The sequence below is a fragment of the Pseudoalteromonas sp. P1-8 genome (assembly GCF_001399985.1).
GTDB lineage: Bacteria > Pseudomonadota > Gammaproteobacteria > Enterobacterales > Alteromonadaceae > Pseudoalteromonas.
In genome coordinates, this window is sequence record NZ_LJSO01000001.1 from 216,773 (window position 1) to 229,787 (window position 13,015).

A 13,015-nucleotide genomic window follows, 5' to 3' on the forward strand; every position below is an offset into this window, starting at 1 on the left:
GACTGGTCAGAGCTGAAAAAAAACGGCGCAGGTGCGCCGTTTTTTCAAGAGAGTTGCAAGATGGTTACTTTAATTTGCCATCAAGTTCTTCGATTTTTGCTTTCCAAATAGCAGGACCTTGCGTATGCGCATTGGCGCCTTCACTATCAACAGCAACCGTTACTGGCATATCTTCTACTTCAAACTCGTAGATTGCTTCCATGCCTAAATCTTCGAACGCAACAACACGTGCTTTCTTGATTGCTTTAGATACAAGGTAAGCTGCACCACCTACTGCCATTAAGTAGATAGATTTATTGTTTTTGATTGATTCAACTGTTGCAGGACCACGCTCTGCTTTACCAATCATACCGATGATGCCCGTTTTTTCTAACATCATATCAGTGAATTTATCCATACGAGTCGCAGTTGTAGGGCCAGCAGGACCTACCGCTTCATCACCCACTGCATCTACAGGGCCAACGTAGTAGATAAACTTGTTATCAAAATCAACGCCTTCAGGTAAACCTTCACCTGATTGGATCATATCTTGTAAACGTTTATGCGCGGCATCACGACCCGTTAAGATAGTACCAGACAGAAGAACCGTTTCACCCATCTTCCATTCTTGCGTGTCTTCTTTAGTCAGTGTGTTTAAATCAACACGACGTGTACCTTCACCTACTTCAAATGTAACTTCTGGCCAATCTTCAAGTTTAGGCGCTTTAAGATCGGCTGGGCCTGAACCATCTAATGTGAAGTGAACGTGACGAGTTGCCGCACAGTTCGGGATCATAACCACTGGTTTTGATGCTGCGTGAGTCGGTGCTGTTTTAACTTTTACATCAACTACGGTTGTTAAACCACCTAGGCCTTGTGCACCAATACCTAATTTATTAGCACGTTCGAAGATATCAATACGCATTTTTTCTTCAGTTGTTTCTGCGCCGCGCTCAATAAGCTCGTGAATATCAACCGGATCCATTAATGATTCTTTAGCAAGTACTGCAGCTTTTTCAGCAGTACCACCAATACCTATACCTAGCATGCCAGGTGGACACCAGCCCGCACCCATTGTTGGTAATGTTTTTTCAACCCATGCAGCCACATCATCAGATGGGTTAAGCATAACCATTTTCGTTTTATTTTCTGAGCCGCCGCCCTTCGCAGCCACCATTACTTCTACTTCAGCGCCTGGCACTAAGTCGATATGAACAACTGATGGAGTATTGTCTTTGGTGTTTTTACGCGTGCCAGCAGGGTCTGCAACAATTGATGCACGTAATGGGTTATCTGGGTTTAAGTATGCGCGACGTGTACCTTCATCAACCATTTGCTGAACAGTCATGTCTGTTTTATCCCACTTAACATCCATACCTACTTTTACGAAACAAGTAATGATACCTGTATCTTGGCAAAGTGGACGTTTACCTTCAGCAGACATACGAGAGTTAATTAAAATTTGCGCAATGGCATCTTTTGCCGCTTTGCTTTGCTCTTTATTGTAAGCTTTTTCTAAGGCTTGTACGAAATCGAGAGGGTGATAAAAAGAAATGTATTGCAATGCATCTTCAATGCTATCAATGAAGTCTTGCTGACGAATTGTACTCATTACGGGTTCCTTAAGTTTTTATCGCGTAGCGCTGTACGTGATCCTGAGTAAACCGGTGACGAAGATTTACTCTACGGGTTAGTCATGGCATCACTATAAAGGAAATCATAACGCTGCCAATCAAATTTAACTTATGATACCCTCCTCGCCCGTTTCGGGCTAGTTATTCAGGGCAATGTAGATGATAAACGATGAAAATTTGTGCATTAAATTAAATTTAAGTGGTGATTGTATCGCGCTATTTAGTCATTTTGCTCATTTGCCCCATGCCGTGTTGCTCGATTCAGCCAATAGCGAGCATGTAAATAGCCGCTTCGATATCATTGCTATTGCACCATTAATGCAATTAGAAGTGCGTGAAAATACATGCTTTGTCGACGGCAAAGCACAATCAAGTGATTGTTTTAGCTTGATGAAAGAAGGTCTTCAGGAATTTAATCACACAGCTAACCCTAATAACCTACCCTTTACAGGTGGATGGCTTGGCTATTTTGGTTATGACTTAGGTCGTGTGATTGAAAGTATGCCAAGTACTGCCGAAAACGACATTAACATGCCGCAAATGGCTGTAGGCCTTTATCCAGATGCTCTTATTTATGATAAGCAACAACAAAGCTGGTTTTACGTCTTTCAGCCAAATCATAATCGCTTAGCGCTATATCAGCAGCAGCTAAACGAAACACCAGCAAATGCAGAGTTCGCGCTACAAAGTGACTGGCAGTCAAACATGAGTAAAGCCAGTTACAGCGAAAAGTTCGAGAAAATTCAAGCTTATTTAAAAAGTGGTGACTGCTACCAGATCAACCTTGCGCAGCGTTTTAAAGCTGAGTTTTCTGGTTCAACATGGCAAGCGTATAAACAACTTCGAGAAGCGAATAAAGCACCATTTTCAAGCTATATAAATCACCCAGATGGCGCTATTTTATCTATCTCCCCTGAGCGTTTTATTTCGATTAATCAGGGCCAAATAGAAACCAAGCCAATTAAAGGAACGCTCCCTCGATTGGCTGGCTCTGAACAAGACCAAGCGCAAGCAACTCGTTTACAACAATCTGAAAAAGACCGCGCAGAAAATGTCATGATTGTTGATCTGCTGCGCAACGATTTAGGCAAAGTGGCTCGTCCAGGTAGTGTCACCGTCCCCTCGTTATTTGCCATTGAAAGCTTTCCAGCTGTACATCATTTAGTAAGTACTGTGCGCGCAGAATTAGCAGATGGCAAAGATGCCGTTGACCAAATTCATGCCGCTTTCCCGGGTGGTTCAATTACCGGAGCGCCGAAAATTCGTGCTATGGAAATCATAGAAGAGCTCGAGCCGCATCGCCGTAGTGTGTACTGCGGCTCAATTGGCTATTTAAGTGCCTGTGGCAACATGGATACCAGTATCACAATTCGTACTTTAGTGTGCCACAAAGGTGCAATCTATTGCTGGGCTGGCGGTGGCATTGTGGCTGATTCAAAGGTCGACTTGGAGTACCAAGAAACTTACGATAAAGTAAATAAAATACTGCCTTTATTAAAGTAAAAGTTGAAGTAACTACCTTGAATAGCCAGCAAATAATTGCCCGTTTTAGTTTAAGCCAAACCACAGAGCGCCCAGCAACCATTCGCTTTAATGCCGAAAAGCGTGCCAGTGCCGTAATGTTACCTCTGCTTGATGTTAACGACGAAGCGCATTTGTTGCTGTGCAAGCGACCTAGTTATTTACTTCATCACCCGGGGGAGATTTGCTTACCGGGTGGCAAGTATGAAGAACAAGATGACACTTTGCTGCACACCGCTCTTCGAGAGCTTAATGAAGAGCTTAACATTGCGACACACCAAGTGACTGTCCACGGTAAATTACATCAGTACGCGACCCTAACCGGTTTCACTATTGAGCCTTTTGTGTGTGTGCTTAGTGAAGGCACAACGTGGCAAGCAGATCCCAACGAAGTGGCTGCCAGCTTTTTACTGCCCTTATCTTATTTAAGTAATCAACAAAATTGGCAACCCCTTCCCTTTGTGCGAAATGGTAGAACCATTACTTTGCAAGGTTTGATGACCCCCCATGGACTGCTTTGGGGAGCAACAGCGAGCATAATTAATAACTTTATAAAACAGCTCGCCCTACCAGTTTAATTATCCTGCTTTTAGGGTTACACAGGCACGTTTAAACGTTATCATGTGGCACCGTTCAAAGGCAGGTAGTATGCCGTTAATAGAAAAATGAGTAGCAAATTATGATCAGTGCATTCGATATGTTTAGTATTGGTATTGGCCCATCGTCATCTCACACTGTTGGCCCAATGCGCGCTTCGCGTTTATTTGTAAACGAACTAGAAGAAAAAAACTTACTTGCAAACGTCACCGATATTAAAGTTGAGCTATTTGGCTCACTCGGCCAAACAGGTATTGGTCACGGCTCTGGTAAAGCTGTGATCTTAGGCCTTGCCGGTTATGATCCAGAAACCATTGATGCTGATTTAGTCGACGATATCCTCGCAAAAATCGAAAAAGAGCAGGTTATTTATTTAAATCAAAGCCATAAAGCCAATTTCCCTAAACAAGGTGCGATTGTATTTCATCGTCGTAAAACATTACCAAAACATTCAAATGCAATGGAAATCATTGCCAGCCAAAATGGCGAAAAGTTATTCAGTAAAGTGTATTACTCAATCGGTGGCGGCTTTATCGTCAGTGATGAAGAGTTCGAGAACGAAAAACAAAAAGCACTCGAAATCCGCGAAGAAAACCCAGCGCCTTATCCGTTTAATACGGCAAAAGAGCTGTTAGAACTGTGCCGTGAGTCTGGTTTTAGTGTATCAACGCTAATGATGCACAACGAAAAAACCCTGCGCAGCGAAAAAGACATCAAAGATGAGCTGTTTAATATTTGGCAAGTAATGAAAGCCTGTATTGAGCGTGGTATGCGTACAGAAGGTATCTTACCAGGTGGTTTAAAAGTAAAACGTCGTGCCCCTAGTTTACACCTTAAGTTAAATATTGAGGTAAACAACGACCCATTACGTGCTATGGATTGGGTTGATTTATTTGCCCTTGCAGTAAACGAAGAAAATGCTGCCGGCGGCCGTGTTGTTACCGCACCAACCAATGGTGCTGCAGGTATTTTGCCAGCGGTATTAATGTATTATCACACTTTCATTAAAGAAGTAGATCGTGATATCGCAACACGTTACTTATTAACGGCGGCAGCAATTGGTATTTTATATAAAAAGAACGCGTCAATTTCGGGTGCTGAAGTAGGTTGCCAAGGTGAAGTGGGCGTTGCTTGCTCAATGGCAGCAGGTGCACTTACTGAAATCATGGGTGGCAATGTAGTACAGGTTGAAAATGCTGCTGAAATCGGCATGGAGCACAACCTAGGTCTTACTTGTGACCCTGTTGGCGGCCTTGTGCAAGTACCGTGTATTGAACGTAATGCGATGGGCTCAATTAAAGCAATTAATGCGTCACGCCTTGCAATGCGTGGTTCTGGCGAACAAAAAGTGACCCTTGATAAAGTAATTAAAACCATGCTCGACACAGGGAATGATATGAAAACGAAATACAAAGAAACCGCGCGCGGTGGCTTAGCGGTTAATATCATCGAGTGTTAATTTACAGCACGTTTTGAGCACAATAAAAAAGCCGCTTTAAAGCGGCTTCTTTATCTCTATTTTACTGGTAACTCAATGTTTTCGAAGAGCTTATCAACATCTTCTTGGTTACGTAATAAGCTTGCTCGTTCAACCAGCTCTTTTGTTAAGTGCGGGGCAAAACGCTCAATAAAATCATACATGTAGCTGCGTAAAAAGCTGCCTTTTCTAAAACCAATTTTAGTGGTGCTCGCTTCAAATAAGTGGCTTGCATCAATACACACTAAATCAGTATCTGTTATTTGATCAATCGCCATAGACGCCACAACACCTACACCTAGGCCTAAACGAACATAGGTTTTAATTACATCAGCATCTGTTGCAGTAAAAACAATATGCGGCTCAAGACCATGTGCATTGAAGGCCTTATCTAACTCAGAACGACCAGTAAAACCAAACACATAAGTAATAAGTGGGTATTTAGCCACATCGGCAACCGTTAAATTATCAGCCTTTTGCGCAAGCGGGTGTGTTTTTGCCACAACAATACTGCGATTCCAGTGATAGCACGGCAACATAACTAAATCAGAATATAAATGCAGCGCCTCAGTCGCAATGGCAAAATCAGCATCACCGCGTGCTGCCGCATCGGAAATTTGCTGTGGCGTACCCTGATGCATGTGTAAAGACACTGCTGGGTACTTTTTCATAAAGCCTTGAATAACATTCGGTAATGCGTAACGAGCCTGAGTATGCGTGGTCGCAATGTTAAGTTTACCTTGATCAGGCAAGGTATGCTCATTGGCAACCGCTTTAATACCTTCAACTTTCGACAGTATTTCTCGTGAAATATTAATAATTTCGTTACCGGCACTGGTTACATGGGTAAGGTGTTTGCCACTACGGCCAAAGATCTGTACTCCCAGTTCGTCTTCAAGCATACGAACTTGTTTCGAGATCCCCGGTTGCGAGGTAAATAAACTTTCGGCTGTCGCAGAGACATTCAGTTTATGATTTTGGACTTCGACTATATATCTGAGTTGTTGTAGTTTCATGGCTGCATTGTAAACGTTGTTATTGTTTATTTATAAAGGCTGCAAAGCGCAATGCCAAGCGATATTTCATCGCGCTATACATTTATATCGATTGTTTCTAAGGCTAACACATTAAATTACTGCTCGGTAGCCGTGTTTACTCGCAAAATATTCAATAAAGGTGCTAGTTTAGCGCTATACTCGTTATAAAGTAGTAATCGTAATAAGTTTATTCGAGATAACTACCGCAAAACTGTTCAGATCTAATCTTTTTAAGGTAAGATAAAAAAATTAGATAGTTAAAACTGAGATTTAGTAATGATTGTTTCTATCATCATCATGCTCATTGTTGCATTAATCGTGATCGCTTTATGGGTCAGCGCTGTGCAGCAACATAAAGAAAAACAAGAAGCAGAGCGCCGTAAAGAGCTTACAAAACAAAAAAAAATCATTGAAGAGGCAGAAGATGTACTGCTTAACAGTGCCAATATCCCCATGTCTGAAAATATTCTGCGTATTATTCAACGCCGTATTTATGATGCACTTGTTTCAATGGTCGAGCTTTCTCCAAGCTCAAAAGAATTAAAAAACAGACTAAAAGAATCTAAAGAACGCCTAGCCTCTCCTATCGAAGCAAGTAATAGCGATGCATTAGCACTACCAGATAACGACAAACAATTAATAGCTCTAATTCAAGGTATAAAGAAATTACGAGCAGTACTTCGCTCAGAGCATGGTAAAGGCAAGGTAGATAGCCAAGTATTTGTTGCTGAAGATAAACGCCTTGAAAAATTGCAGTTAAGAATCAATGTAGAAAGCCAAATTAAGCGCGGGATTTCAGCTCGCTCAGCAAATATGGTGGGCTCTGCCAGACAGTATTTTGAAAAAGCACTAGCAACACTGACCTCAGTTAGCTATAGCGATGAATATGTAAACTCGAAAAGACAAGAAGTTGAAGGCTATTTAGAAACGATTAGCTCTGAGTTGAAAGCATCAAATGCAACGTCACTAAAGAAGAAAGCAGAACAAGAGCAGGACGATTTAGACGTATTATTCGCACCAAAGAAAAAGTGGTAAACCACTTTTTCTTTGCTTTGTGCAAGTTAAGATAAAAACGCAAACTTAACAATAAACAGCGCTGTTAATACCCACACACTAATACTGATTTCATCTTTTTTACCACATACCAACTTCACGGCAGTATACGAGATAAAACCAAGGGCGATACCGTGCGCAATCGAGAAAGTTAACGGCGTCATCAATAATACCACACTCACTGGAATGGCATCTGTCATATCATCCCAATTTACCAGCTTTAAGTTTTGCATCATTAACACAGCAACATATAAAATTGCACCTGCCGTTGCATAAGCTGGGATCATGCCAGCAAGTGGCGCAAAGAACATCATTAACAAGAAACAAATGCCTACAACCACAGCAGTTAGACCTGTACGGCCGCCCACAGACACACCTGCAACTGATTCAATGTAAGACGTTGTTGTTGACGTACCAAGCATTGAGCCTGCAATAGTAGCTGTACTGTCGGCACTTAGTGCGCGACCTAAACGAGGCATTTTACCTTGTTCATCAGCAATACCTGCTTTTTGCGTTACAGCAACTAAAGTGCCTGAAGTATCAAACAAATCAACAAATAAGAACGCAAAAACCACTGTTAGCATTGAGATTTCGAATGCTGCTGCAAAATCCAATTGCATAAAGGTTGGTGCAATTGAAGGCGGCATTGAAATAATTCCTTGATACTCCACAAGGTCTAAACCAAGCGCAATTGCGGTTACTAATAAAATACTGATAAGTACGCCGCTTTTCATATCGCGGTATAACAGTGCTGCAATAACAAAGAAGCTAAAAATCGCAAGTAGTGGGCCTGGGGCTGTGATATCGCCTAACTGCACTAAGGTTGCAGGGCTTGCTACGATAATACCGGCGTTTTTCAGTGCAATAAGGGCTAAGAAAGCACCGATACCTGTGGCAATGGCACGTTTTAACACCAGAGGAATAGCATCAATGATCCACTCTCTCACCTTAAATAGGCTTAAGAATAAGAAGATACAGCCAGACATAAAAACTGCACCTAATGCAGCTTGCCAAGTGTAGCCCATGCCCAAAACAACACCATAAGTGAAGAAGGCGTTTAAGCCCATACCCGGAGCCAGTGCTAATGGGTAGTTTGCCCATAAACCCATGATAAAACAGCCAATTGCAGCAGCAATACAGGTTGCTACGAATGCCGCACCTTGATCCATTCCCGCTTCTGCAAGCATGGCAGGGTTAACAAATACAATGTAAACCATGGTAATGAATGTTGTGATGCCTGCAATAGTCTCGCGGCGCACAGAAGTGTTGTTTTCAGTGATTTTGAAAAGTCTTTCGAACATGTTGAACTTTAAGTTGAGATTAATTGGCTAATTTTATCATATTTTATCTCAATAAGAGGACATTTTACCTTGCAATGTTCTAAACTAATAAGGTCTTTTATTTCAAGAAAATAACTAAACTATGTCTGATAATTCGCCAGTAGGCTTAGATTTAGAGCAACAGCTTGATAATGTACTTGCCTTTATTACCCAACCCGATAAAGGGTCGGCGCCAAATAAAAGTACTCAATCTGTTGAAAACGTACTAAACAAAGCTTTGTATTATTTAAAAAATGAACAGCCTCCCCTTGCTGCCAAATGGATGCGCTTAGCAGCTATGGCAGGTAACCATAGGGCGCAATTTTATATGGGGCTGTTTTTCATCAAAGGGCAAGGTGTACCGCACAGTGTTTTTCATGGCGCGGTGTGGTTAAGCCTGGCAAGTAGCCAAGGTTATGAACCTGCAACGGCTGCACTTGATGATCTTAGAAAACACATCAGTACGCGCAGATTACATGATGCGCAAAGCTATGCAGCTACCCTATATGAACAAATCCACCAGCAGCAATTTGCACATTTAATTCCTCGAGATCCTGACGCAAGCTAACACGCGTCAGGTTCTACAACTCATTAATGCTGTCTTGTCAGTTTACTCTCAAATATGATGAGACCTGCACCAACTACAAACAATAAGATACCTATAAACTCAAGCCATACATGGCCTTTATGGGGCTTGATAATAGGTGTTTTTGAAGTAAGGCTATATAAACGCCTGCCTTGATCGTCAGATTCTACAAACGAAATACCTTTATAGTCCGCTGAGATAATAAACTTAAAATCATGCCTGCTGATCATTTCTCGACGTTTTGCATCTATTTTCTCGCGGCTTTGTTCTACGAGTAGCGTACGCCAATCATGAAAAATGCCATCTGGTTCACTATCTTTCACTACACCATATGATTTGTACTCATAGAACTTTGTATTGAATAGCTTTTCTTGATGCCCTAAATAAAACATGGCACAGCCTAGCGCACTTAACAGTATGGCAATATAGACGAGTGAACGCTGTTTAATGAATTGCTTATTACTTTGTTGCTTATACCAAGCTTCAATGTCAGGCACATTAATCAACCGAGTTTTATCTACAGAATGTTTTAATGGCTCCATAAAGTCGCAAATTGTTAGATTGAGCGCCGTTAATATTGAACGAAATGTGTCATTCGAAGGCACTGATTTATCGTTCTCAAGTTTTGAAAGGTAACTTTGTTCTATTCCAACTTGCTCTGCAAATTCTGGTTGGCTTAGTTTTAGCTCACTGCGATAGTGTTTTAGTTGTGTTCCGAATGTACTCATAACGCATTTCCTTTTTGTTGTGGAGCCGCCATTCTTTGCTATTCATGCAGATATAAAAAGCTGAATAAATAGGAATAATGAAGAATATTAGCAAGATAGGATGAAAGATACGAGATACGAGATACGAGATACGAGATACGAGATACGAGATNGGACGGGACTCGAATCCGCGACCCCCGGCGTGACAGGCCGGTATTCTAACCAACTGAACTACCACTCCAGCGCATACTTACAAATTGTCGAAAATTGGCGGAGTGGACGGGACTCGAACCCGCGACCCCCGGCGTGACAGGCCGGTATTCTAACCAACTGAACTACCACTCCACATTTTCGTTGCTGACTGAGTCTCCCCTGACAGCGGCGTGAATAATACGAATCACCCTCTGGTTCGTCAAGGGGTTTTTTGTATTTTTACAGGTTTTTTAGTCATCTGACATCGAAAGGTTTAAAATTTCACCTGATTTATCATTTTTTGAGCCATTTTTGCCAACTTCATTTTCATTCGTTGCTTGCTCATCATTTTCGGTTTGATTTTTTTTCTTTAAAAACGGTAAAGAAATTTTAAATTTCAGCGGTTTCTTCTGAACAAAAATTCTAATTGCCAGCCAACCTAATAAAAGGACGGTTAAATTTCCAACAACAATTAAGGTCACCATGAGCATGGTGGACGCTTTTTGTTCTTCTTCAAGAATTCGTTGTTGCTCTGCTTGCGCTTCTAAATCGATTTCAGGGCGAACAATTTCTGGTACAGCTTCAATTGGTCGCTCAATTTCAAATTTATAAGTAGGTAACGTCGCCATAAATTCACGGTCATTTATGTTGCTACCAAATACAGAGAGCTCAACACTGTATCGTCCCCAATCATAATTTTTAATTGCAAGCTCTCGTGTTTGCGATTTATCAGCATCTAAAGAGAACATTTGCTCTTCATTATTGGGGTAATATATTTTTCCTTGAATAAGTACAGTTTCTGGTTTAACGATTTCAGGATTTAACGAGATCGTTAAAATGTGGTCATCTTCATCTTGCTCAGCAAGTGCTACTTCATAATCAAAAGGCGGCTCATGCACGACTATTGGTTTTTGCACCACGGTACGCTTTAGTATAGGCGTTTCTATATATAGCTCTGGTTGCCACTCTCCTGCCGGAAAGACCAGTTTAAACTCACCGGTAAACACACCATCAAGCGGACGCTCATCAAAGCCACGGCCATCATCTCTAAAATCGGTAACACTTTGCGTGCCCGCACCAAAGTTTGCGTAATCACTATTATTAGTGCTGACAAAATCAACGTGCAAACTTATCACATCGCGAAACTGGCCAACTTCTATTGGTTCACCATCATTTAATACGCGGCCAGTCAGCTTTACTGTTTCGCCACGAAACAGCATGGGCGGGAGTGGATCAACATTAAGCTCTATTTCACCCAGCACCATAATACGGCTATCTGGCAAGATACTGCCGACCACTTGCCAAGGACCAGGCATGGGGTTGCTAATGGTGATCAGGTCGTAGCTCAGTTCATCATGCCAGTCGAGGTCATCATTGTTTACAGAATCAGTAGCGTAATACTTAGTGCCGTCAGGGCGTACTAACACAACGGCAGGAGCACCGCGTTTACGAAAGAAGAGTAAGGTTACTTTATCGACTTTATGGTCAATACGAAAACGGTTCTCTAGCAGGGGAATTTCATTTTGCACCCCATCACGTTCTAATGGGGTTATTTTATCTTGCTCGTTGGCAAATCCCGCTAAGGGAATTAAACACACTAATCCTGCTAGTAGTTGTTTTCTCATTTTATTACCTTATTCTGCACGCCATAGGCATTGGCCACCCTTTGCAACCAAGTCTAAACGCTCTTCGTGAGCGGCGTGCTCTTGTTCTGTTGCTCTTAGTACCACAAGCGGTGCTCTATCAGCACTTAGTCGGCGAATACCACCAGCTTGTTGAGTTGAGCCTTCATCTTTATTTTGATTAAGATTCAGCTTTACTTGCCCACCCGTCATCGACAAGTAAACATCGGCTAAGATCTCAGAATCCAGTAAAGCGCCGTGTAACGTACGCTTTGAGTTATCAATATCGTAACGACGGCAAAGTGCATCAAGGTTATTCTTTTGACCTGGGTGCAAGTCACGCGCCATTTTTAAAGTATCAAGTACAGTACATACATCGGCCGTATTCGGAAAACCTTGATTTAACAATGCAAACTCATTATCCATGTGGCCGATATCGAACGCTGCGTTATGAATAACAAGCTCAGCGCCACGAATATACTCTAAAAACTCATGGGCAATTTGGTGGTACAGGGGTTTATCACGCAAAAATTCATTGGTGATACCGTGAACGTCTATTGCTTCTTCTTCTATTTCACGTTGTGGATTGATATACACATGAAAGTTGTTGCCAGTAAGACGGCGATTTACAAGTTCAACACAACCGATTTCAATAATGCGGTGGCCTTGCTTTGGGTCAATACCCGTGGTTTCTGTATCTAAAACTATTTGTCTATGTGCCATATCGTCTTAAGCCTGACTCTGGTATCTTTCTATATTCACTTTATTGTACACAATATCAAGGTAAAACAGTGCAGAAAACCGTAGAGATTTACACCGATGGATCATGTTTAGGAAATCCAGGGCCTGGAGGGTATGGCATCGTGATGCGATACAACGGCCACGAAAAGCAGTTAAGTCAAGGCTACACCCTAACAACAAATAATCGGATGGAAATGCTCGCAGCTATCGTTGCACTAGAAACCCTCACCCGCTCTTGTCACGTCATTCTGACGACCGATAGCCAATATGTGAAACAAGGCATTGAGTCATGGGTTGAAAATTGGAAAAAGCGCGGCTGGAAAACCGCTGCTAAAAAACCAGTTAAGAATGTCGATTTATGGAAACGACTCGATGCTGCCTGCCAACAACACGAGGTAGAGTGGCGTTGGGTAAAAGGCCATAGCGGCAATAAATACAATGAGATTGTTGACGATCTAGCCCGCGAAGCAGCTGGCAGCGATCAATTACTTGAAGACACAGGTTACGACGGTAATTAAAAGTACCTTGAAATAAACTTGGCGCAGGTCGT

The 13,015-nt window shown here is 42.0% G+C and carries 12 protein-coding genes and 1 tRNA gene; 6 read left to right on the top strand and 7 right to left on the bottom strand.

What is annotated here, in order from left to right; all coding sequences use genetic code 11:
* Positions 1-64 precede the first annotated feature (64 nt).
* Positions 65-1,591, bottom strand: a complete 1,527-nt coding sequence (locus AN213_RS00915; RefSeq protein WP_054551614.1) for a fumarate hydratase — start codon at positions 1,589-1,591, stop codon at positions 65-67.
* A 181-nt stretch (positions 1,592-1,772) separates the two neighbouring features.
* Here AN213_RS00915 and pabB point away from each other — a divergent pair, with 181 nt between their 5' ends.
* The 3 genes from pabB to AN213_RS00930 all read left to right on the top strand — a co-directional run bounded on the left by pabB (position 1,773) and on the right by AN213_RS00930 (position 5,190).
* Positions 1,773-3,116 carry an aminodeoxychorismate synthase component I gene (pabB, locus tag AN213_RS00920; protein ID WP_055196874.1) on the top strand — a complete coding sequence of 448 codons (1,344 nt, stop codon included), beginning with the start codon at positions 1,773-1,775 and terminating at the stop codon, positions 3,114-3,116.
* Positions 3,117-3,133: 17 nt separating this feature from the next.
* Entirely contained in the window at positions 3,134-3,712 is a 579-nt protein-coding gene (locus AN213_RS00925) for a CoA pyrophosphatase (RefSeq protein WP_055196876.1), read from the top strand.
* Positions 3,713-3,813: 101 nt separating this feature from the next.
* Positions 3,814-5,190 (top strand): L-serine ammonia-lyase, encoded by a 1,377-nt coding sequence (locus tag AN213_RS00930; RefSeq protein WP_054551617.1) that lies wholly within the window; start codon positions 3,814-3,816, stop codon positions 5,188-5,190.
* A 56-nt stretch (positions 5,191-5,246) separates the two neighbouring features.
* Here the strand turns inward: AN213_RS00930 and cysB are convergent, their stop codons facing one another.
* Positions 5,247-6,224: an HTH-type transcriptional regulator CysB gene (gene cysB / locus AN213_RS00935; RefSeq protein WP_054551618.1), complete on the bottom strand. Its 978-nt coding sequence runs from the start codon at positions 6,222-6,224 to the stop codon at positions 5,247-5,249.
* 297 nt (positions 6,225-6,521) lie between these two features.
* Here cysB and AN213_RS00940 point away from each other — a divergent pair, with 297 nt between their 5' ends.
* On the top strand, positions 6,522-7,280 hold the full coding sequence (locus AN213_RS00940; RefSeq protein ID WP_054561792.1) for a hypothetical protein: 759 nt from the start codon (positions 6,522-6,524) through the stop codon (positions 7,278-7,280).
* A 26-nt stretch (positions 7,281-7,306) separates the two neighbouring features.
* Here the strand turns inward: AN213_RS00940 and AN213_RS00945 are convergent, their stop codons facing one another.
* On the bottom strand, positions 7,307-8,599 hold the full coding sequence (locus AN213_RS00945) for an NCS2 family permease (RefSeq protein ID WP_054551620.1): 1,293 nt from the start codon (positions 8,597-8,599) through the stop codon (positions 7,307-7,309).
* A 121-nt stretch (positions 8,600-8,720) separates the two neighbouring features.
* Here AN213_RS00945 and AN213_RS00950 point away from each other — a divergent pair, with 121 nt between their 5' ends.
* Positions 8,721-9,185 carry a sel1 repeat family protein gene (locus tag AN213_RS00950; protein ID WP_054551621.1) on the top strand — a complete coding sequence of 155 codons (465 nt, stop codon included), beginning with the start codon at positions 8,721-8,723 and terminating at the stop codon, positions 9,183-9,185.
* A gap of 23 nt (positions 9,186-9,208) precedes the next feature.
* On the opposite strand, the gene AN213_RS00955 is transcribed toward AN213_RS00950, so the two are convergent.
* From AN213_RS00955 to dnaQ, 4 genes are all read right to left on the bottom strand, one after another.
* Positions 9,209-9,931, bottom strand: a complete 723-nt coding sequence (locus tag AN213_RS00955; protein ID WP_055196878.1) for a helix-turn-helix domain-containing protein — start codon at positions 9,929-9,931, stop codon at positions 9,209-9,211.
* Positions 9,932-10,178: 247 nt separating this feature from the next.
* Positions 10,179-10,255: transfer RNA gene (locus AN213_RS00965), tRNA-Asp, on the bottom strand.
* 98 nt (positions 10,256-10,353) lie between these two features.
* The gene (locus AN213_RS00970) at positions 10,354-11,727 is read right to left on the bottom strand and encodes a TIGR03503 family protein (RefSeq protein WP_054561794.1); all 1,374 of its coding nucleotides are present in this window, start codon (positions 11,725-11,727) and stop codon (positions 10,354-10,356) included.
* 9 nt (positions 11,728-11,736) lie between these two features.
* The gene (dnaQ, locus tag AN213_RS00975) at positions 11,737-12,447 is read right to left on the bottom strand and encodes a DNA polymerase III subunit epsilon (RefSeq protein WP_054561795.1); all 711 of its coding nucleotides are present in this window, start codon (positions 12,445-12,447) and stop codon (positions 11,737-11,739) included.
* Positions 12,448-12,515: 68 nt separating this feature from the next.
* On the opposite strand from dnaQ, the gene rnhA reads away from it, so the two are divergent.
* The gene (rnhA, locus tag AN213_RS00980) at positions 12,516-12,983 is read left to right on the top strand and encodes a ribonuclease HI (protein WP_054561796.1); all 468 of its coding nucleotides are present in this window, start codon (positions 12,516-12,518) and stop codon (positions 12,981-12,983) included.
* The last annotated feature ends 32 nt before the right edge of the window (positions 12,984-13,015 follow it).

Coding starts and splice junctions, on each gene's coding strand:
- AN213_RS00915 (WP_054551614.1), bottom strand. CDS start 1,591: ATGAGTACAATTCGTCAGCAAGACTTCATTGATAGCATTGAAGATGCA.
- pabB (WP_055196874.1), top strand. CDS start 1,773: ATGATAAACGATGAAAATTTGTGCATTAAATTAAATTTAAGTGGTGAT.
- AN213_RS00930 (WP_054551617.1), top strand. CDS start 3,814: ATGATCAGTGCATTCGATATGTTTAGTATTGGTATTGGCCCATCGTCA.
- cysB (WP_054551618.1), bottom strand. CDS start 6,224: ATGAAACTACAACAACTCAGATATATAGTCGAAGTCCAAAATCATAAA.
- AN213_RS00940 (WP_054561792.1), top strand. CDS start 6,522: ATGATTGTTTCTATCATCATCATGCTCATTGTTGCATTAATCGTGATC.
- AN213_RS00945 (WP_054551620.1), bottom strand. CDS start 8,599: ATGTTCGAAAGACTTTTCAAAATCACTGAAAACAACACTTCTGTGCGC.
- AN213_RS00950 (WP_054551621.1), top strand. CDS start 8,721: ATGTCTGATAATTCGCCAGTAGGCTTAGATTTAGAGCAACAGCTTGAT.
- AN213_RS00955 (WP_055196878.1), bottom strand. CDS start 9,931: ATGAGTACATTCGGAACACAACTAAAACACTATCGCAGTGAGCTAAAA.
- AN213_RS00970 (WP_054561794.1), bottom strand. CDS start 11,727: ATGAGAAAACAACTACTAGCAGGATTAGTGTGTTTAATTCCCTTAGCG.
- dnaQ (WP_054561795.1), bottom strand. CDS start 12,447: ATGGCACATAGACAAATAGTTTTAGATACAGAAACCACGGGTATTGAC.